20 protein-coding genes are annotated in these 19,217 nt (G+C 27.4%); 4 read left to right on the top strand and 16 right to left on the bottom strand.

What is annotated here, in order from left to right; translation table 11 throughout:
- Positions 1 to 5 precede the first annotated feature (5 nt).
- The 3 genes from F1B92_RS01400 to nspC form a co-directional block, all read right to left on the bottom strand.
- Complete coding sequence (locus F1B92_RS01400; protein WP_154570132.1) at positions 6 to 179, bottom strand: twin-arginine translocation signal domain-containing protein; 174 nt, start codon at positions 177 to 179, stop codon at positions 6 to 8.
- Positions 166 to 873 (bottom strand): TorD/DmsD family molecular chaperone, encoded by a 708-nt coding sequence (locus F1B92_RS01395; protein WP_154570131.1) that lies wholly within the window; start codon positions 871 to 873, stop codon positions 166 to 168. The genes F1B92_RS01400 and F1B92_RS01395 overlap by 14 nt, the downstream gene beginning before the upstream one ends.
- 323 nt (positions 874 to 1,196) lie before the next feature.
- Positions 1,197 to 2,351, bottom strand: a complete 1,155-nt coding sequence (gene nspC / locus F1B92_RS01390) for a carboxynorspermidine decarboxylase (RefSeq protein ID WP_154570130.1) — start codon at positions 2,349 to 2,351, stop codon at positions 1,197 to 1,199.
- A gap of 86 nt (positions 2,352 to 2,437) precedes the next feature.
- Here nspC and F1B92_RS01385 point away from each other — a divergent pair, with 86 nt between their 5' ends.
- The 4 genes from F1B92_RS01385 (at position 2,438) to F1B92_RS01370 (ending at position 6,705) form a co-directional block, all read left to right on the top strand.
- Positions 2,438 to 2,659: a MoaD/ThiS family protein gene (locus F1B92_RS01385; protein WP_154570129.1), complete on the top strand. Its 222-nt coding sequence runs from the start codon at positions 2,438 to 2,440 to the stop codon at positions 2,657 to 2,659.
- A gap of 2 nt (positions 2,660 to 2,661) precedes the next feature.
- Complete coding sequence (locus F1B92_RS01380) at positions 2,662 to 3,096, top strand: molybdopterin synthase catalytic subunit (RefSeq protein WP_154570128.1); 435 nt, start codon at positions 2,662 to 2,664, stop codon at positions 3,094 to 3,096.
- Between the two features lie 3 nt (positions 3,097 to 3,099).
- Positions 3,100 to 4,308, top strand: a complete 1,209-nt coding sequence (locus tag F1B92_RS01375; protein WP_154570127.1) for a molybdopterin molybdotransferase MoeA — start codon at positions 3,100 to 3,102, stop codon at positions 4,306 to 4,308.
- Positions 4,309 to 4,530: 222 nt separating this feature from the next.
- Positions 4,531 to 6,705 carry a TonB-dependent receptor domain-containing protein gene (locus tag F1B92_RS01370; protein WP_154570126.1) on the top strand — a complete coding sequence of 725 codons (2,175 nt, stop codon included), beginning with the start codon at positions 4,531 to 4,533 and terminating at the stop codon, positions 6,703 to 6,705.
- Positions 6,706 to 6,737: 32 nt separating this feature from the next.
- On the opposite strand, the gene F1B92_RS01365 is transcribed toward F1B92_RS01370, so the two are convergent.
- The 13 genes from F1B92_RS01365 to F1B92_RS01305 form a co-directional block, all read right to left on the bottom strand.
- The gene (locus F1B92_RS01365) at positions 6,738 to 7,829 is read right to left on the bottom strand and encodes a tetratricopeptide repeat protein (protein ID WP_154570125.1); all 1,092 of its coding nucleotides are present in this window, start codon (positions 7,827 to 7,829) and stop codon (positions 6,738 to 6,740) included.
- A gap of 176 nt (positions 7,830 to 8,005) precedes the next feature.
- Complete coding sequence (locus tag F1B92_RS01360; protein ID WP_154570124.1) at positions 8,006 to 8,818, bottom strand: cysteine ABC transporter substrate-binding protein; 813 nt, start codon at positions 8,816 to 8,818, stop codon at positions 8,006 to 8,008.
- A 185-nt stretch (positions 8,819 to 9,003) separates the two neighbouring features.
- On the bottom strand, positions 9,004 to 9,741 hold the full coding sequence (locus F1B92_RS01355) for an amino acid ABC transporter ATP-binding protein (protein ID WP_154570123.1): 738 nt from the start codon (positions 9,739 to 9,741) through the stop codon (positions 9,004 to 9,006).
- A gap of 4 nt (positions 9,742 to 9,745) precedes the next feature.
- Positions 9,746 to 11,356: an AlwI family type II restriction endonuclease gene (locus F1B92_RS01350; protein ID WP_154570122.1), complete on the bottom strand. Its 1,611-nt coding sequence runs from the start codon at positions 11,354 to 11,356 to the stop codon at positions 9,746 to 9,748.
- A gap of 4 nt (positions 11,357 to 11,360) precedes the next feature.
- On the bottom strand, positions 11,361 to 12,257 hold the full coding sequence (locus F1B92_RS01345) for a Dam family site-specific DNA-(adenine-N6)-methyltransferase (RefSeq protein ID WP_154570121.1): 897 nt from the start codon (positions 12,255 to 12,257) through the stop codon (positions 11,361 to 11,363).
- The gene (locus F1B92_RS01340) at positions 12,254 to 13,264 is read right to left on the bottom strand and encodes a DNA adenine methylase (protein ID WP_154570120.1); all 1,011 of its coding nucleotides are present in this window, start codon (positions 13,262 to 13,264) and stop codon (positions 12,254 to 12,256) included. The genes F1B92_RS01345 and F1B92_RS01340 overlap by 4 nt, the downstream gene beginning before the upstream one ends.
- Positions 13,264 to 13,926 (bottom strand): amino acid ABC transporter permease, encoded by a 663-nt coding sequence (locus F1B92_RS01335; protein WP_154570119.1) that lies wholly within the window; start codon positions 13,924 to 13,926, stop codon positions 13,264 to 13,266. The genes F1B92_RS01340 and F1B92_RS01335 overlap by 1 nt, the downstream gene beginning before the upstream one ends.
- Positions 13,919 to 14,566, bottom strand: a complete 648-nt coding sequence (locus F1B92_RS01330) for an amino acid ABC transporter permease (RefSeq protein ID WP_154570118.1) — start codon at positions 14,564 to 14,566, stop codon at positions 13,919 to 13,921. The genes F1B92_RS01335 and F1B92_RS01330 overlap by 8 nt, the downstream gene beginning before the upstream one ends.
- Positions 14,567 to 14,655: 89 nt before the next feature.
- Positions 14,656 to 15,348 (bottom strand): response regulator transcription factor, encoded by a 693-nt coding sequence (locus F1B92_RS01325; RefSeq protein ID WP_154570117.1) that lies wholly within the window; start codon positions 15,346 to 15,348, stop codon positions 14,656 to 14,658.
- A complete protein-coding gene (locus tag F1B92_RS01320; protein ID WP_154570116.1) occupies positions 15,345 to 17,009 on the bottom strand; it encodes an ATP-binding protein in 1,665 nt (554 codons plus the stop codon). The genes F1B92_RS01325 and F1B92_RS01320 overlap by 4 nt, the downstream gene beginning before the upstream one ends.
- A 267-nt stretch (positions 17,010 to 17,276) precedes the next feature.
- Positions 17,277 to 17,465 carry a hypothetical protein gene (locus tag F1B92_RS01315; protein ID WP_154570115.1) on the bottom strand — a complete coding sequence of 63 codons (189 nt, stop codon included), beginning with the start codon at positions 17,463 to 17,465 and terminating at the stop codon, positions 17,277 to 17,279.
- A gap of 505 nt (positions 17,466 to 17,970) precedes the next feature.
- The gene (locus F1B92_RS01310) at positions 17,971 to 18,120 is read right to left on the bottom strand and encodes a hypothetical protein (RefSeq protein WP_154570114.1); all 150 of its coding nucleotides are present in this window, start codon (positions 18,118 to 18,120) and stop codon (positions 17,971 to 17,973) included.
- 657 nt (positions 18,121 to 18,777) lie between these two features.
- Positions 18,778 to 19,041: a hypothetical protein gene (locus tag F1B92_RS01305; RefSeq protein ID WP_154570113.1), complete on the bottom strand. Its 264-nt coding sequence runs from the start codon at positions 19,039 to 19,041 to the stop codon at positions 18,778 to 18,780.
- Positions 19,042 to 19,217 lie beyond the last annotated feature (176 nt).

Raw genomic sequence — 19,217 nt, 5'->3', positions numbered from 1 at the left:
TAAAATTATTTTGCATTTTTATAATAAAGTTCCCACTCTAGCGTTTTTTTATACAGAGTTTCGCTCTTTTTATCTGTTTCATTTTTTATTTTTTTAGCTGGTTCTTTTGCTTCTAAAACAGTTATAGCAGCTGAACCTATAGCTAATTTTTTAAGAAAATCTCGTCTATTTGATTGCATCTCTTGCTCCTTTACTTCTTTTTTGTTTATTTGATTCACGCCTAGTTTTTTCAGAACGAGAAAGTCCATCATTAACTTTAATTTCACCTCGTCCTACCTCATCACTCACACCATAATACGCCCTTTCAAATTCAAAGAAACAAAGCCCTAAATTTGATATATCTTTATATAATATAGAGTGTTTATGGATATAGATATTATTTAGAAATTCATCCACAAAAGGGTTTAAAAATTTTATAAAAAACTCTCTTGCGATATCTTCATACTCATAATCTCCTTGAGTTTTAAATGTAATAAACTCACTCATAGCAGTAAATAAAAATCCAAAATTATCTTCATTTTCTATAAAGTTACTATCTTTTCTGATTTTAGTTTTACCTATAAATTTCTTAACCATTACAGTAGTTTGAGCACTTTCATAGCCCTCATTATAAAAGCTTAGAGTAGTTCTAACAGGACTTGGCGGAGCATGAAAAATTTGATCATATTCATCACTTAAAGCAATTTCATCAAAATTTTCAAAAACATTCAAAGCACTAATTTTACAAAGATCATTTAAAGGATTTTGTCCGATAAGCTTAAAAGCCTCTCTAAGCCCTTTAAATCTATCTAAATCATAAGTAAAAACAAACATTCTTGATAGCAAAGAATAATAAAAGATTCTAGCGTTATCAAGCGAGTTTTTTTCTATCATTTCTTAACCTTTTTGAAATTTTATTTTTGAAATATACTAAAATTTTTCTTTTGATATCATAAAATTTATAATTAATTATATTTTTTAAATTAATTTTAAATATGCTATTTTTGAAGATTAAATTTTTGATTTTTATTTGACTAGTTGCACATATTAAAATAAGGGATTATCCCTATTTTTTTACCTTAAATATTTAAATTTTAAAATTAACAATATTTTTTAAATTTTTTTTAAAAAATATCAAAATTTGGCTAAATTTTTAATTATTTGCTTAAAGTAAATTTTGCCAAATTTTTTAAATTTAGTGTTATAAATATTATATTTTAATTTCTACGACGATATTCTTCATAGCCAAATTCAATTTTTTCTAAAATTTCACCTTTTTTATCAATCAAAATCAGATCAGGAAGTTTTACGCCATTAAAAGTTGTATTTTTTACGATAGTGTAGTGAATTTGATCTTCAAAGATAACTTTATCTCCAATTTTTAAAGGCTTATCAAATTTATATTCAGGGTTTTTAGCTTCAAGTCCCACGATATCTCCAGCTAAGCAAGTATTACCACCAAATCTATACTCAAAATTTCCAGTCCTACTCTCACCTCTAACGGCTGGACGATATGGCATAAGAATAGTATCTGGCATATGGGCTTCAGCTGAGATATCTAAAATAGCGATATTTGCTTCATTTTCAACTATATCAATCACGCTAGATATTAAATATCCGCTCTCCCAACCAACCGCTTCGCCTGGTTCTAAATAGACTTCTACTTTATATTTAGATTTAAAATCTTTAATTAAATTTATTAAAAGCTCTACATTATAGCCCTCTTTTGTGATGTGATGACCGCCTCCAAAATTTATCCACTTCATTTTAGGAATCAAATCTTTAAAATTTGCTTCAAAAATCTCTAAAACCTTAGCTAAACTTTCGCTACTTTCTTCACATAAAGCGTGAAAATGAAGTCCGCTAACGCCGTTAAGCAAATTTGGATTATCATTTAAAGTTTTTGTTAAATTTGCTTTTGTGATACCAAGGCGGCTAAATTTAGCGCAAGGATTATAAGCATCAGCTGGCGAAAATGAACTCTCTGGATTTATTCTAATTCCAATATCTAAGCCCTTTTTTAAAGCCTTGTTTTTAAATTTTAAAAGCTGATTAGCACTATTAAAAACAATATGATTTGAAATTTCTAAAATTTCATCAATCTCATCATCTTTGAAGCCTGGCGAATATGTGTGAATTTCACCATCTTTAAAAAACTCATTTGCAAATTTAGCTTCATATAATCCACTACAAGTTGCACCATTTAAGTATCTATTTACATAGGGCATCGCAAGGCTAAAAGCAAAGCCTTTTAAAGCACAAAGCACCTTAGCACCGCTTCTATCTCCAACATCTTTTAAAAGTTCTAAATTTTTTATAAGCTTATCCAACTCACAAACATAAGCTGGAGTTTTAATGTCTATAATATTCATTTTAACGCCTTTTTTTGGTTTTTAATATTATATATAAATTTGTTAAAATTTGTTATAATAAGCGAAATTTTAATTTAAGGAAAAATATGGTTGAGATTGAATTTTTGGGTCCAATAAATAGACCAAATTTAAAACTAAACGCCTCAAATTTAGCTGAAATAAAAGAAATTTTAAATCAAGATGATAGTTTAAAAATATGGTTACAAACGTGTGCTGTTGCCATAAACGATGAGTTAATAAGTGATTTAAATGCACCTTTAAAAGATGGGGATAAGATTTCACTTCTGCCACCTGTTTGTGGAGGTTAAATATGGAAATTTATCAAAATCATCTAAATACAAGCGAAATTTATGCAAGATGGTATAATGAGATAAAAGATAAAAATTTAGGTGCTTTCATAACTTTTACTGGAATAGTAAGAGATGATGGCGTTGATGGTTTGAGTTTTGATATCCATAAACCACTTCTTCAAAAATGGTTTAATGGCTGGATTGAAAAGACTTCTAAAAATGGGGTTAAATTATTTTTTGCTCACTCAATCGGCGATGTTTTGATAAATCAAAGCTCTTATGTTACTGCAGTTGCTTCAAAACAGAGAAAATTAGCGTTAAATTTAATAAATGAATTTGTAGAAGATTTTAAAGCAAACGCTCCTATTTGGAAGTATGATTTAAAAGATGGTAAAAGAATTTACGCCAAAGAACGCTCACAAGCACTAAAGGGTGCAGGACTTTTAAAAGGATAAATAATGATAAAAACGGATTTTTTAAGCTATGAAACAACTCTTGATATTTTAAAAAAACACTTAATTTCTTGGGATAGAATTGAAAAAGTCTCTATAACAAATGCCTTAAATCGCCATCTTGCTTGCGATATTTTAGCTCCAGATAATCACCCTAAATTTGAAACCTCAGCAATGGATGGATATGCAATTAAATTTGATGAGAATAAACAAATTTATAAAATTTTAGGCGACACACCAGCTGGAACTTTAAATGAAGTTAGGCTACAAAATGATGAGTGTATAAAAACTTTTACAGGATCATTGATGGCAAAAAATTCAGACACATTAGTGCCTGTAGAGAATGTAAAAATTAACAAAAATCAAATAGAGATTATCAAGCCAGTTAAAAAAGGTTTTGCAGTTAGAAAAATTGGAGAAAGCTATAAAAAAGGTGAAATTTTACTTAAAAAAGGAACAAAAATAAGTTACTCAGAAATTGCCTTATTGGCTGAACTTGGAGAGTTTCATATAAGCGTTTTTGTGCGTCCTAGAGTTGGGATTTTAGCAACAGGAAGTGAGATAAGAGATTTGGGAGAGAGTTTAGAAAATCCAGCTCAGATTAGAAGCTCAAATCATATAGCAATAGCATCTATGGTAAATTTAATGGGTTGCGAATCCATAATCTTGCCAATTGTAAAAGATGAACCAAAAATTGTAGAAAAAGCCATCTTAAACTCTCTCAAATTTTGCGATATACTAATAACCACAGGTGGTGTTAGTATGGGGGATTATGATTTTGTAAAAGAAGCTCTAAATAAAAATTTAGAAATTATCGTAAATGGAGCTAGCATAAAACCAGGCCGCCATATAAAAATAGCAAAAATAGAAGATAAATTTATTTTTGCACTTCCTGGATTTCCTTTTTCAGCGATGGTAATGTGTGTTTTATATGTGAGAGTTTTGGTTGAAAGTCTATTTTGTGCTACCAAAAATCACTATATAAATGCGATACTGCAAGATGATTACATCAAAAAATCGCCATTTTTAGAATTTGTGGCTTGCAGTTTAGAAATAGATAAAAAATGTGTTTTAACTGCAAATTTAAAAGGCAAAAAAGATGGTTCAAGTGCCATCATTAACAATTTAAATAAAAATGCAGCTCTTTTAGTGATTCCGCCAGAACAAAAAAGCTATAAAAAGGGTGATTTGGTTCAAATTTTACAGATGGTTTAAATCCCTAAATTTAAGATATTTTTGCTTATATAAATTGATAATTTTTTGCAAAATATATCTTTTAAATTTAATAATTTAATTTTTTGTATAAAATATTTTTATATTTATTGATTATGATTTTTATTTGGTTTTATATAAATTTAAGGCAAATTTATATAAAATAAAAAAGTATTATTGATAATAAATTTTATTAATGATATAAATTTTATAATAAGGAACAATATGAATAATCATAAAATTATCAAACTTTCAGTTGTTTGTGTTTTGATATTGGGGGGGGGTAGTGCTGTTTTTGCAAAAGATGAAAGAGTGAGTCTTGATGCGGTTTCAGTTACCTCAACCATTGCTGGAACTAGTGACATAGATGGCTTTAAGGCAAATATTAGAAATGCAACCCTCATAAAAGACGTTTTAAGAGACATACCAGGTGTGTATATGGGCGGAACTAACGGATACAATCAAAAAATTTATATGCGTGGTATGAATGATAGGGGATTAAATGTAACCATTGATGGTGCTAGACAAAAGGGTAATACATTCCATCACAATGCTGATTTATTAATAGATCCAGCCATCATTAAAAAAGTTGATGTAGGAGTTGGTGTTCATAGCGTAGTAGGAACAAGCGGTGCGATGGGCGGTAGCGTTGCTTTTGAGACAGTTGATGCGGCTGATTTACTAGAAGATGGAAAAATTTTTGGTGCTAAACTAAGATCAGGCTATGCTTCAAACAATAAAGAATTCTCTCAAGGTGCAACACTTTATGGTACTGATGAAGATGGAAATTTTGATTTATTGGGCTACTTTAATCACCGCGGATATGGCTTTGGTAAAGCTGGCAATAAACAAGCAATAGGTGGCGATGGCAATGACTACAACTACTTAATAAAATTAGGATCAAAAACTGGCGATAGTGGCAAGATAGAGGGTAGTTATGAACATTTAGAGTATGGCGGACTATATCCTATGAAGGCTGAGTGGCCTGGCGGATTGATGACTAAATTTTTAGATAAAAACGAAGAAAAAAAATATAAAACACAAAAAGATAAAAAAGAAGCAGGAAAAATAGAAAAACAAGCCCTCGCAAGCGGTAAAGCTATAAAAGTTAGAAGTCTTAAAAGAAGTAAATATGATAGAGATACTTTTTCTTTAAATTACAAATTTAATCCTGATGATTATGTGGATTTAAAAGTCAATGCATACTACACAAAACACAATCTCGATATGACAAAAGAAGATCCTAATGGGATAAATACTGGCGTTAAAACATATGGATTAAAACTTATAAATAAGACAAATCTTCAAAGCAGTTATTTAAGTAATACCTTAGTTTATGGTTTTGAGTATTATAATAGTGCTTCTTATAATAAAAATAGAAGCAATAACCCAAAAATCGGTAATCCAAACGCAATAGCCAATGACAAAGCCAAAAGTCTTTCAATATTCCTAGAAGATCAAATCAGACATGGTAACTTAAGTGTTGTTCCAGGGATTAGATTTGATAACTATAAACTAAATACTATCGGTGGAAAAAAGGGCGATATGCACGGCAGAACCAATTATAGTTATAATAATTTCTCGCCTGCACTACTTTTAGACTATCAAACAAATTTCGGTCTTGGAGCCTATGCAAGCTATGCAAAACTCTTCCGTGGTCCTGATGTATATGAAGGTATTAGAATAAATACAAACAATGCAAAAGCCGCTTTTGATTCACCACTTAAACCTGAAACTGGAAATTCATACGAAACAGGTCTTAGATATAGTGAAAATTTTAATGATAATATGGGGCTAAATTTATCAGCAAAATTTTTCTATAACGATTATAAAAATTTAATCGCTGAACTTGGCAGTCCAGGTAGTGCTTATGCTACTAGAGCAAATACAGGAGGTGCTAACATTAGAGGTTTTGAGTTGGCTACTAGATTTAATGTTGAAAATTTAAGTCTTGGAGCTAGTTATTCTGCTCAAAAAACAAAATATGATTTAAATCAATATGCAAAAACTGCTGGTAGAGACAAAAAAGGACAATATGGCTCAACTCTAGCTTATTCCGATACAGGAGATAAATTTACTTTTAATGCTGAGTACTTCATCACTCCAATTGATTTATTAGTTGGCTGGAATACGATTGCATTTACAAGCATAGATAAAGAAAAAGAAGCGGGCGTAAAAATCAAAAAACCAGGATATGCAGTCCATGATCTTTATGCAACCTGGCTACCATCTAGCTCCAAATTTACAGGACTTGAAGTAAATTTTGGAATTTATAATATCTTTAATAAAGCATATGCTTCACATAGTCAAAGATTTACTGATTTTTCAGCAAAAACAAATGATAACATTGACTACGAAGAAGGTAGAAACGTTAAGCTAAACGTAAGCTATAAATTCTAATACTATATAATGCAGGTAATTTACCTGCATTATTATTTTTTATCTTTTGATTTTTTATTTTTATTGTCTTTTTCGTCTTTTGATTTTAATGAAGAATTTTTATCGGCTGGTTTTTTATGCTTTAATTCGATTTGTTTTGATTCAATAGCTTTTTGTTCATCATCTTTAGGTTGGGTCTTTTGATATTGGCTTTTTGCGATATTTTCTTTAATTTTTTCAATTAAAATCACCAACTCATTAAACATATCACAACCATTTTGATTTCCTAAATCACAAGATTTTTTATATAGCTTTAAAGCTAAATTTAAATCTTGCTCCAGACCTAGACCATTTTGAACCATAAAACCTAAATTTGAACAAGCAAAACTCTCATTATTTGAGCATGAAAAATCATAAAGCTTAATCGCATTTTCTAAATTTTGTTCCACTCCAATACCCTTTTGGAAAAAAAATCCTAAATTATTGCAAGATGTAAAATTTCCAGCATCACAAGTTTTTAGATATAAATTTGCAGCTATACTTAAATTTTGATCAACACCTAAACCATTTTGATAAAAGATAGCTAGATTATTGCAACCAGTTAGATCTTCGTTATCGCAAGAAATTTTATAAGCATTAAATGATTTGCTTAAATTTTTATCCAAGCCTTTTGTGTTGTTTTGATAGAAAAAGCCTATTTTATTGCAAGCAAAAGTATTATTTTGATCGCAAGATTTTTCATAATATTTAATAGCCTCTGTAAGGGTTGCATCACTTGTTTCATGTATGTAAGCAAGGTTATTGCAAGAAAGCGGTAAATTTAAATCACAACCTTTTTTATAAAATTCTTTAGCTTTAAACATTTTAACTTCTCCAGTTAAGCCTGTTTGATAAAAATACCCACTATGGTTGCATGCTTCAGGATTGGCGTGGTTGCAAGACTTTTCAAAATACTCAAGAGATTTATTTATATCTTGATTTTTTTCTTCTAGGTAAAATTTACCAAGTTTATAGCAAGCATTTTGACTGCCAACAGCGCAAGCTATTTTATTAGTCAAAATTCCTTTGGTATCAAAGATAGTATAAACAATAAAGCCTGACATCGCCAAAACTAAAACAAATAGTAAAATGATAATTTTTTTCATATATCTCCTTAAAATTCTAAGTAAAGTGTAATTGTATAGAATTTTAACTTAAATTTGCTATAAATATAAAAGATTAAAATATATCTATAAAATTTGATTAAAAGATATTTATTAAAATTTAAGTAGCGTTTAGTAGTACAAATTTATACAATTTCCTAAACGCTAAATTATGTAAATTAAATTCTACCACTTTCAATTACAACACTATTTGGATCTATATCATCGCCATAAATAGGCTTAATCGTCTCATCGTAAGCTTTATGGAAGAAATTTTCATCACCAAGTTTTATAATCAAATCATTTATCCAATTTAATAGCTCTTTATTTCCCTTTTTAACAGCTGGTGCAATCACGTCATTATCACCAATAGCCTCAATGCCAACCTTAAATTCAGGATGGCTTTTAACCCATGCAAATAAAAGCGTATTATCATGAGCTAAAGCCTCGCCTCTACCATCAAGAAGTGCTGCAAAAGTTTCTGTGTTTTGATCAAATTTTAGAGATTTTATATTTTTATGATTTTTAGTGAAATAAATATCAGCTGTAGTGCCTTTATTCAAAAGTAAAGTTTTATTTTTTAAGTCATCTAAACTTTTTACTTCACCATTTTTGCTAGCAACACCAATACTAACTTTCATATAAGGCAAACCAAAATCTACAACCCTTGCTCTGTCTTTTGTGTGTGTAAAATTTGCTAGCACTAAATCAAGTTTATCTGCTCTTAAAAAATCAACTCTATTTGCGGCTTCAAGAATAATAAACTCAACCTTGCTTTCATCGCCAAAAAGCTCTTTTGCTACTCTTTTTGCAAAATAAACATCATAACCTTGATTTTTACCGTTTTCATCTATATATCCAAATGGTGGCTTATCTCCAAAAACACCAATTTTAATATAGCCACGATTTTTAATTTCGGTCAAACTTGCAGCGTTTAGACTAACACTAAAAAAAAGCAAAACAAATGCAACTATTTTAAAAAAATTTTTCATCTTTTTCTCCTTATTAAAAATTTGTGTGATTTTAGAAAAAAAAATAAAATTTATAAACAACATTTGCTAAATATTTTATAATAAATAATCAAAAAATAATATTTTTTGATAACTACGGTTGATATATTCAAAAAATAAATATAAATTTATATAATAATTTTAATGAAAATTTTTCTAAATTTAAACTATTTTTTAAACTCAAACATATTTAAAAATTTTTTTGCTCTATCTGTTTTTGGATTTGTAAAAAAGTTCTCTGGATCGTTAAGCTCCACAATTTCGCCCTTATCCATAAAAATAACTCTATCAGCCACAGCTCTTGCAAAAGCCATTTCATGAGTAACAATCAACATAGTCCTACCTTCTTTAGCTAAATTTAACATCACGTCAAGTACTTCTCTAACTATTTCAGGATCAAGTGCTGCTGTAACTTCATCAAATAGCATAATATCAGGATTCATACACAAGCTTCTAACAATTGCAATTCTCTGCTTTTGTCCGCCTGAAAGCTCTTTTGGATAAGCTTTTTCTTTATCGCCTAAACCAACTTTTTTAAGCCAAAATTTAGCTGTTTTTATAGCCTCTTCTTTGCCTATTTTTTGAACTTTTATAGGTCCTAGAGTGATGTTTTGCATAACATTTAGATGATCAAAAAGTTCATAACTTTGAAAAACCATCCCGACTTTTTGACGAATTTTACGCCAATTTTGAAAATTTTTATCTATTTTTTCACCTAAAATTTCCATCGTTCCACTTTGAATTTCTTCAAGTCCGTTAATACACCTTAAAGTTGTGCTTTTTCCACAGCCCGAAGGCCCTAAAATAACCACAACTTCGCCCTTTTTAACGCTAAAATTAATATCTTTTAAAGCGTGAGTAGAACCGTAAAATTTATTTACATCAATTAGTTTTAAAATTTCCATTTTTTTATCCTATTTCATTAAAAGTAATTTTTAAATTTAAAATTTCATTGCTTGAATTTGATTTATTAATAAACTCATTAATGCTATAACAACTAATAATGGTTTTATTTTTAAAATAAGAAAATTCCGCGTATTTATAAGCGTCGTTGTGAATATTTGGGGCTACAAATATACTAAATTTATCTTTATTGTTTTTACTGTTTTTTATGTTTTCCAATAAATGCCTTTCTATAGGTATCATTTCGTTTGCTACTTGTATTCTTCCAGTCATTAAAGAAACCTCTACAAAACTTTTTGTTTTTTCATCATGAGCAATAATATCAGCCTTTCCACCACTTGCAAAATGTATCGGAATTCCTTCATCATCACAGACATAATTTGGTAAAATTTCCGTATCTTTAAAATTTTGTTTTAAAAAAATAGATATTAAAAACTCAAATCTTAGAGGCTTATCAATTAATTTTAAAACAATGTCTTTAGAATTTTTATTTTTTCTACAAGTTATTAATAGTTCTTTTTCAATGAAATTTTTTTCATATAAATTTGCAAATTTTTCAAGTGTTTTAGTCTTCATATTGTCATCAAAATTAATTGATTTTTTACTTAATAAAAATTCATCAATTTTTGACATATGTTTATAAAATTTATATTTTTGCTTATCGCTATCATCTAAGAAATCTTTATTTTGCGGAATTTCTCTTGATAAAATATAATCAATTTTTTCTTTTTCATTGTAGTTAAAATCTAAAAATCCACCATTTCCTCTAAGCGAAATTAGTCCAGTTATTCGCATTTTTCTAATATATTCATCAACCGCCTCACTTGTAATTTGTGAAATTTTAAATCTTTTTTCATTATTGCTATCAAGTAAATTTAGACATTTTTCATAAATAAACTCATCACTATATCCAAAATTTACCTTTGAAATTTTTAAAATTTCATTTCTTAAATTTATTATAAATTGAAATAATTCATTTACATTGTTATTTGGATAACAAAGTAAAATGCTGATTTCACTCCTGTGAATTCCAGTTGATTTTTTATTAAATTTATGAAGTTTTTCAAGTACTTTTAATAACAAGACAAAAGGAGTTGTTAAATTTGCATTTTTTTTAAAGGGATTGCCAACTTGATATTTAGAAAATGCATTTAAAAATATATTTGAAACTATATCTTCATCAATTTTATTTTCTTGTATGGAATTTATTAACATATGACCCGGTTTGCTAATTTCTAATTTTTGATTTTTTTGATAGTAGCAAAATCCAAGTTCCATTATAAATTTATACCAAGTGTCAAATCTACTTTCCCAACCAGCTTCAAAACCTGCTTCTTTATGTTTTTGAATTGAATTTTTAATTATAAAATCAAGTTGCTCTTTGCTGAATTTGCCTTCACTTTTATAAATTTTATCAAATTCTTTAAACTCTTTCATAAAATTATGAGGATAGTAGAGTTTTGAATTTATTACATTTTTCACTATTTTTATAATATTTTCACTATTTAAAATTTGATTTTCAAAAGGTTTTAGAATTTGTAAAAATTCAGGTATTCTAAGTGGATTTCTCATAGTTGTAGTAAAGCTTAAAATCTTTTTTTGAAATTTTTTTGACATTATTTTATTCCTTAAAATTTGTTACATAGAGTTCTTTGCTATCATTTTTTATTGTGTTATCATTAAAGCTTATGTAGTTACTTTTAATATTATAAATTTTATATTTTTTAGACCAATTTTTAAAAATATAATTTGTTTTGTTTTTGTGATGTAATAAGTTTGTAATGCCAAATTTTATACCTTCATTATCTAAATTGTCAATAAAATTATAAAGCATTGTTTCATTAAGCTCATCCCAAAGTTTATTATATTCTGAATTTGATATCAAATAGGGCGGATCAAAATATATAAAATCATTTTTATTTAATTCTATTTTATTAAAAAAATCTAAGTAATCGCATGAATAAAAAGAGATATTTTTATTTTTAATAAAATTTAGATAGTTTTTTAAAGCCTCAAAAGTATTTTTATTAAAATCAACATTTCCAACAGGCAAGTTAAAATCTCCATTTTTGTTAAATCTTATCATATGATTAAAGCCATAAACTAAGAGTAGATATAATAGAATCATATTGTCTTGATTTTTATTAAAGTCACTTCGTAAATTTAGATATGAGTTTTTATTAAATTTAGCATAATATGTTTTAACATATTTTTCTTTTAGGGCTTTAGGTGCTGTTATTCCTAAATAGGAGCAACTTAAATTATAATGTTTTATTTTTCTAAAAATCTTACTAAAAAATTCGTTTTCGTTAGTATTATTTAACATTTTATGAATTTTAATTACATTTTTATCTATATCATTTAAAAGATAAAATTTTGCCTTTGTGTTTAGAAAAACACTTCCTCCACCTACAAATGGCTCTATAAATTTGTTTATATTCTTAGGAAAAAGATTTTTTAGTTGTGGTATAAGTTTATATTTATCACCTACATAAAATAAGGGTGAGCGAATAATCATTTCCTAACCTCAACAATAAATAAAAATTCCTTATGGTTGTTGAGTGAGCTTTTGCCGGCATTAAAAAAAGAGTGAGGTTTTTCTTTAATTGTTAGATTGCCTTTTTTAGATAAAATTTCTACAATTTCATTAAAATTAATTTTATTTTTAGATGATGAAGATTTTGAATTGTAAGTGTTATTGTAGGTTAATGCAATAAATTTTGCATCTATATTTTCAATTAAATTTTCTAAAAATTTAGGAGCTAAGTTTCTACAATATTCACTCATATTTTCCTCTCTTGGCTTTAAAGCTTTTCCAAAGAGGGGCGGTTTTTTCCACTTAACTATGTTTTCATAAACATGATAAAATCTACTATATTGACGGCTATTATATGGCGGATCAATAAAAATTAAGTCTGCATAAATTAATTTTACTAAATCATTTGCATCTTTTTTAAAAATTTTAATTTCTTTATCTGTCTTAATTGGATTTATTAAATTAAATTCAAAACTATCTCGCAATTTTCTATCTTTTCTGTATGCTTCAAAATGTCCAACAGTATTTGCAACTTTATCCATAGAGTAAATCAAGCTTGCTAAAACTATGCTTTTTTCCTTTGAATTGAGGTTATGATTTTCTAAATTCTCTCTGATAAAACCTATTTTTTTTGCATCATTCATGCTAAAAAACTTATCCCCAAAATTTACAGAAAAATAATTGTCTTTTAAATTTTCTAAATTATTATAAAAATTTGCTAGATTTAAAAGTTTATCTTTATCAAAATTGCTTTGTTTTAAGAAAGCTTCATAAATTACATTATTGGAATATAAAAAATCATTAATAATAATTTTTTTTGCGCTTGATTTTGTTATAAAAAGTTCACTAACAACGCCAGTCCCCGCAAAAATATCTGCGAATGAGTTAAATTTAAGTATTTTTAATTCATCAAAAATAAATTTTAAAAGTTTTGTTTTGCTTCCAATATAACGCCTATTTTGCATATTGAAGATAAAATAATTTTCCATTAACTCCACCTATTTTCTAAGATTTTTGATAATTTTGAGATTGGATAGCAGATTGCAAAATATAAGAAAAATATAAAACCATAAATCACAAATGGAGCGTAATTATTTGTTAAAAGAGCATTTTCTATAATTTGTTGACCCACTTTTACGACCTCAACAACACCTATCAAAACTGCAATTGAAGTTGTTTTTATCATCCTGCTTAATAAATTTATAACACCTGGAACTAAGCGACGAGTCGCAAGCGGAATCATAATATAAAAATATATTTGACTCCTTTTTAATCCTAAACTAGTAGCACTTTCAAAAACGTGTTTTGGTATGCTAATGATGGCAGCCCTTACTAAATCCATCATCTCAAACACGCCCCAAATGCTAAAAACAATAATACTTGCAAAAATAGCATTAATATCAACTTCAAAAACAGTACTAAGTCCAAAATAAACTAAAAATAACCACACAATTTGGGGCATTATGCGGATAATTTCAAGGCAAATTTTTAAAAAAATATATATAAATTTATTTTTAAAACTCATCAAAACGCCTAAAATAAGCCCGCCAATAATCGAGATTAAAATAGAAAAAAATGAAATTTGTAAAGTTACTAAAAGCCCATCCATGAGCCTTGAAAAATTATTTCCATCAAAAATAATACTAAGCATGATTTAGCCTTTTTTCAACAAAGCCAAGAATCAAAGAAAGCGGCAATATGATAATCAAATAAGCAACAACTAACATAAATAAAGCCTCATTTGTCATATAATAAATTCCAATTATATCTTTTGCTGTATAAACTAAATCAGCAAGTGCAACTACACTAACTATAGAAGTCTCTTTAAGTAAAAATATGATATTGGCACTAATTGAAGCAAAAGCTACTCTAAAAGCTTGAGGTAAAATAACATAAATAATCAATTGATTTTTGGATAATCCTATACTAAGTCCAGCTTCTATTTGCTGTTTTTTAACAGATTCAAAACCAAGCCTAAAACTCTCAGCCATATAGCTTCCACCCAAAAATGCAAGTCCAATAACCCCGCACTCAAAACTAGAAAATTTAATTCCAATTTTTGGAAGGGCATAATATAGAAAAAAAAGTTGTATCAAAAGCGGCGTGTTTCTTGAAATTTCTATATAAATATCAGAAATTTTAGATATAAATTTAAATTTTAAAATTTTTATCCACGAAATTAAAAGCCCAATTATAATAGAAAAAATTATTCCCAAAAATGCTAATTTTAACGTTAAAATCGCCGCTTCCACATAAATAGGCACAAATTCTTTTATAAATTCAAAATCCATAAAGTTTAATATCTTCCTTCATATAAAAAGTTTTTAATATTTTAACTTTTGTTTCCTTAAATTTAGTCAATATCATACATAAAAATACTTTATGATTGGCTATTTTCAAATTTTAAAATATAACCAAGACTTTGAGAATTTGTTAAATTTATACCGTTTAATTGCTTTTTAATACGTAAAATTGCTGTATGTATTGTGCCTAGTTTAACTGATTTTCCATCATAAGCATAATCTTCTATCATCTCGTAAGTTACAAGCTTAGAAGCATTATAACAAAGAAGCCAAAAAATTTGATTTTCAAGTTTTGAAAGATAGATTTCATCTCCATCTTTAAAAATTTTCTCTTTTGTTAAATTTATACTTATATCAGTACTTAAATTTATCATTTTATCTTCATTTTTTAAAGCTGCCATTATTACTGAATTTTGCAAAATATCCATCATTACTGGTTTTTTTATAAACGAAATAGCACCTTTTTTTATACTTGCAAAAAGATTTTCATCACTATCATATGAGGTTATTACGATGAAATTTTGATTTGGTTTTATCTTTAAAATTTCATTCATCATATCAAGACCGTTTAAATTTGGCATTAAAATATCTGTAATGATAATATCTACCCTATCTTTTTTAAATTTATCCAACCCTTCAAGTCCATCATTTGCTAAAATCAAACTCTCGCAATGTTTCTTTAGCCCCCCTGATATAGCTATCCTCGTAATCTCATCATCATCTACAACCATAATTTTTATATTTTTTAAAATTTGCATTTTTTGATTCATCTTTTATCCATATCTGTTTTGATTTTTAGTTTAAAAATAGTAGGATTTTTGCTTTTAAAAAGCTCTAAATCTCCGCTTAATTTTGTATTTGCAATAAGCTTAGAAAGATACAGTCCTACGCCACTTCCGTGTTTTTTAGAGCTTTGTTTGTATTTTGTAAAAAGATTTTTTGGTTTTAAAACCCCACTTCCAGTATCGCTTACAAAAATTTCTGTAAATTCATCACAAATTTTGGCCGAAATTTTTACTATTTTTTTACCATTTTTATCTTTTAGTGCATCTTTTGAATTTTGAAGCAAAACCAATATAATTTGTTTTAAAAAACTCTCATTTGAATTTAAAGTTATATCAAATTTATCAATCTCCAAAACTACACTATACCTTGAAAATTCCATATGCAAAAGCTTAACTAAACTCAAAATACAATCATAAAGATTAAATTTTTTTATATCATCGCTAAATCTATAAAAATTTCTAAAATTTTCTATAGTTTCATTCATCAACATATTTGATTTCACGCATAAATCAAGATTTAAAAGCAACTCTTCATCGCTAATTTCATCTAATTTTTTTAAATTTATAGTGTTGCTAAGTAGTAAAAGTGATGAATTTAATGGCTGTTTTAATTGATGAGAGATAGCTGATATGAGTTCGCCAGTTTCTGACATTTTTAACTGATAAGATAAAATAAACTCATACTCTTTTTGTTTTTTTAGGATTTTATTGTGGATAAAAGTATGAAATGAATTTGAAACAATAATAAGCAATATAAATAAAATCGTTAAAATTATTCCATTTCTAAGCAAAATTTTAATCGTTGATGATGTTATAACCTCTTCATTTATACCAACTCCAACATACCAGTTCATATTTGGAATTTTTATTATTTCTATATAATTTTCATCATGCATAAATATATAATTTGTTAAATTCTCTTTAAACATTAAAAAACTATTTTTTAGCTCAGATGGATTTTCTATCAAATTTATACTAGAAATTATGTCTCCATCTTCATTAAAAAGATAGGCGTTATCAACAAAAGAATGCACTTGTGTGCGAATTTTATGAAAAAAATCTTTTGTTTTTATAATTCCACAAACAGTGCCATTTAATTTAGCATTACCAAAAGGAGCACAAATATTTATAGTTTTTTCTTTTAAAATGCCGTGAAAATCAATAGTTGTGATTATGGTTTTATCTTTACAGACTGAATTTTGATACCACTGTTTTTGTTTTAATTTATCAAATTCATCTTTAGTAATTTTATGAATTTTCTCATCAAAAATTATAGTTGCGTTATCAAAAATTACTTGATAATGATCAAAAAAAGGATTTCCTTTATTAATGATTTTTGCATTTTTTATGAATTTTAATGTTTTATCCTCGCTATAATTATCAGTAAAAAATTCTAAAAAAGATGCTATATTTTGAGTACTTTTAACTCTAGTTTCAAGCCATTCATTGACGCTAAATGTTATCTCTTTTGAAATTGAAGCTCTAAAATTTGCACCAGTTTTTAAAATTTCTTTCTTCATCTCGAAATAACTTAAAGCACCAAAAAGAGCAACTAATAGAGTAAAGATTATCAAAATAGTATAAATTTTAATATCTTCAAATTTATAAAAAAATTTAGACGTTAAATTTTTAATTAAACTTTGCATTTATCCATATTCCTATAAAATAGATGGATAATAGTGTAATTTTGTTTAAAATTCAATATATTAAATAAAATTTTCAAATTACACCATTATAATGATTTAAATTTCTAAAATTTATAGCTAAAATTTAAAACAGCAGTTCTTCCTCTATTATAGTTATTTAAAGTGCTTTTATTCCCTGATCCTAGTTCATAATAAGCTTGGCTTGCAGAGTCGCTGTTGGCATCTAAAGGATTTATATATTTTTCATCAAAAATATTTTGGATTTCACTACTTTATAGATAAATTTTTAATCGGTTCGTATATGACGTAGAAATCCCATACTAAAGGCTGAGAATTTACCTCTTTAAAATCTCTCACTATAAGAATTGAGCCTTTATATATACTATTCATTTCATCGATATATTGATTTCTATCTTCATCGTTTACTGCTCTTTTGCTTTTACCATAATATTTCATCATAGCTCCAACGGTAATTTTTTATCAAAAGCCCTTACGCCTAAATCCAAAGAAGCGTAATCTTTTGGAAGAGTTGAAATTTTACTTAATCCATAAGACTTATTGTAAGTATCGCTTTTAGATACAGCATCTATTATATCACCTGCAACACTAAAAGATAATGGTTGATTTGTTGTTTGTCTTGAGTGAGCTAAATTTACATAAAACCACCCTGTATCATAATTTTAATTCAACCTCAAAACCCCTTAAATTTACATCTTTATCATAATTTATCCACGTGATATGATGAACACCACCTGATTTCCAGAATCATTTATCCTATATTCTCTTTTTGCATTCATTATATAGTTTTTAATCTTGCTTTTGTAAAAATAAAAGCTTAAATCCCAAAGTATCATTATCGCTAAAAACGCCCTCTTTAAAACCATTAAAGCCAATTTTAGTTATATATGCAGTCTCTGGCTTTAAGGTGTTGTTAAAAAATGCATTATCTTGATTTCAAAATTTAGCAAAAAATATCTCTTGTATATTTAGCATTTTGCTTGTTTTTGAGTGATTTACAAAACGGAGAAAAAAGTTCATTAAACTCAGCCGATAAACCTAATAAATAGTTAAAAGCACTATATTTACCACTTTTTATTATAGGTGCTACCATATATAAATGCTCATATTTAATAATATATCTCCATTTGCCTGTATATTTTCTTTCATATGCTAGACCTTCATAATAATATTTTTGCTTATTGATATTAAATTTTAGAATATATATATCATATAAAAGAGTTATCTAGATAAAAAACGTCCTAAAGCTTTGTTTTCCATCTGGAAAAAATGTATTTCCTCTATGTCCATGCATCTTGTAAATAGCTTGAGAAAATCCGCCTACAAATTTATGCACCTTAGCTGTTTTGTCACATATCTCATCATCTTCTTCGTAGTATAATTCTGGCCAAAATTCATCCGGTTTTGGCTCTAAACCTTGAGGGTTATCTTCATTTTGTTCAAAATAAGGATTAACTATCTTGGACGTCTATTTTTTGCATAACTATTTTTAAGTATATTTAACCCTAAAGTAAATTCCCAAATCATATCACGAGGAAGCTCTTGTGTACTATATAAATTTATATCAAAGGTGCTAGAATTGTTTTTTTTGCTTTTAGTATATCAATCACTTCTTTACATTGTATAAATATACCTGGCTGGTAAATTTGAGTAGATTTGTTGTTGGCTGCTAGAAAATTTAAATTCCAACTTTTTTAACTAAATAAAGTGTAGTTTAGCTGGTAGTTTTTATTTTCAGTTTTTCTTCCTGCTACTGTTGTGCTAAAGCTTCTATATTGCAAAATAAGATCATTATAGCTTCTCTATACTCAATCTTTGCTAAATGATTTTTAGGGCTATTTTCAAGTCTTGAAGGATCATATGGTCTTGTAAGATAGGAATTTCTACAATGCTCTTTGTCTTCCTCATCATCAAGAAATTCACACTCATCTAATAGCTTTTGTGTATTTTTATCGCTTAACTCACTTATTTTCTTGCCACCGCCTATTTCATAATCTTCAGAAATTTTTTCCAACTATAAGCATACATAAAAACCAAGTCTTGCATTATTTTCAAAATCATGCTTCAAAGCTAAAGCTCCCATATAATTAGGCCTTATGGCATTATTTCCACCAAACGCTCTAAATAAAAACATAATCCCTACCATCAGATACGATATTATCCGCTCCAAGAGTTCTAAAATTTGCTGAA

Origin of the sequence: Campylobacter portucalensis (genome assembly GCF_009690845.1) — a bacterium.
Taxonomy (GTDB): Bacteria; Campylobacterota; Campylobacteria; order Campylobacterales; family Campylobacteraceae; genus Campylobacter_B; species Campylobacter_B portucalensis.
This window is presented reverse-complemented; position numbering and strand designations above follow the sequence as displayed.

Bases quoted from the DNA above. Each gene is read 5' to 3' on its own strand.
- F1B92_RS01330 (WP_154570118.1), bottom strand. From the start codon at position 14,566: ATGGATTTTGAATTTATAAAAGAATTTGTGCCTATTTATGTGGAAGCG.
- F1B92_RS01355 (WP_154570123.1), bottom strand. From the start codon at position 9,741: ATGGAAATTTTAAAACTAATTGATGTAAATAAATTTTACGGTTCTACT.
- nspC (WP_154570130.1), bottom strand. From the start codon at position 2,351: ATGAATATTATAGACATTAAAACTCCAGCTTATGTTTGTGAGTTGGAT.
- F1B92_RS01320 (WP_154570116.1), bottom strand. From the start codon at position 17,009: ATGCAAAGTTTAATTAAAAATTTAACGTCTAAATTTTTTTATAAATTT.
- F1B92_RS01310 (WP_154570114.1), bottom strand. From the start codon at position 18,120: ATGGTAGCACCTATAATAAAAAGTGGTAAATATAGTGCTTTTAACTAT.
- F1B92_RS01360 (WP_154570124.1), bottom strand. From the start codon at position 8,818: ATGAAAAATTTTTTTAAAATAGTTGCATTTGTTTTGCTTTTTTTTAGT.
- F1B92_RS01335 (WP_154570119.1), bottom strand. From the start codon at position 13,926: ATGCTTAGTATTATTTTTGATGGAAATAATTTTTCAAGGCTCATGGAT.
- F1B92_RS01315 (WP_154570115.1), bottom strand. From the start codon at position 17,465: ATGAAATATTATGGTAAAAGCAAAAGAGCAGTAAACGATGAAGATAGA.
- F1B92_RS01395 (WP_154570131.1), bottom strand. From the start codon at position 873: ATGATAGAAAAAAACTCGCTTGATAACGCTAGAATCTTTTATTATTCT.
- F1B92_RS01370 (WP_154570126.1), top strand. From the start codon at position 4,531: ATGAATAATCATAAAATTATCAAACTTTCAGTTGTTTGTGTTTTGATA.
- F1B92_RS01400 (WP_154570132.1), bottom strand. From the start codon at position 179: ATGCAATCAAATAGACGAGATTTTCTTAAAAAATTAGCTATAGGTTCA.
- F1B92_RS01365 (WP_154570125.1), bottom strand. From the start codon at position 7,829: ATGAAAAAAATTATCATTTTACTATTTGTTTTAGTTTTGGCGATGTCA.
- F1B92_RS01345 (WP_154570121.1), bottom strand. From the start codon at position 12,257: ATGATTATTCGCTCACCCTTATTTTATGTAGGTGATAAATATAAACTT.
- F1B92_RS01325 (WP_154570117.1), bottom strand. From the start codon at position 15,348: ATGAATCAAAAAATGCAAATTTTAAAAAATATAAAAATTATGGTTGTA.
- F1B92_RS01380 (WP_154570128.1), top strand. From the start codon at position 2,662: ATGGAAATTTATCAAAATCATCTAAATACAAGCGAAATTTATGCAAGA.
- F1B92_RS01340 (WP_154570120.1), bottom strand. From the start codon at position 13,264: ATGGAAAATTATTTTATCTTCAATATGCAAAATAGGCGTTATATTGGA.
- F1B92_RS01350 (WP_154570122.1), bottom strand. From the start codon at position 11,356: ATGTCAAAAAAATTTCAAAAAAAGATTTTAAGCTTTACTACAACTATG.
- F1B92_RS01385 (WP_154570129.1), top strand. From the start codon at position 2,438: ATGGTTGAGATTGAATTTTTGGGTCCAATAAATAGACCAAATTTAAAA.
- F1B92_RS01375 (WP_154570127.1), top strand. From the start codon at position 3,100: ATGATAAAAACGGATTTTTTAAGCTATGAAACAACTCTTGATATTTTA.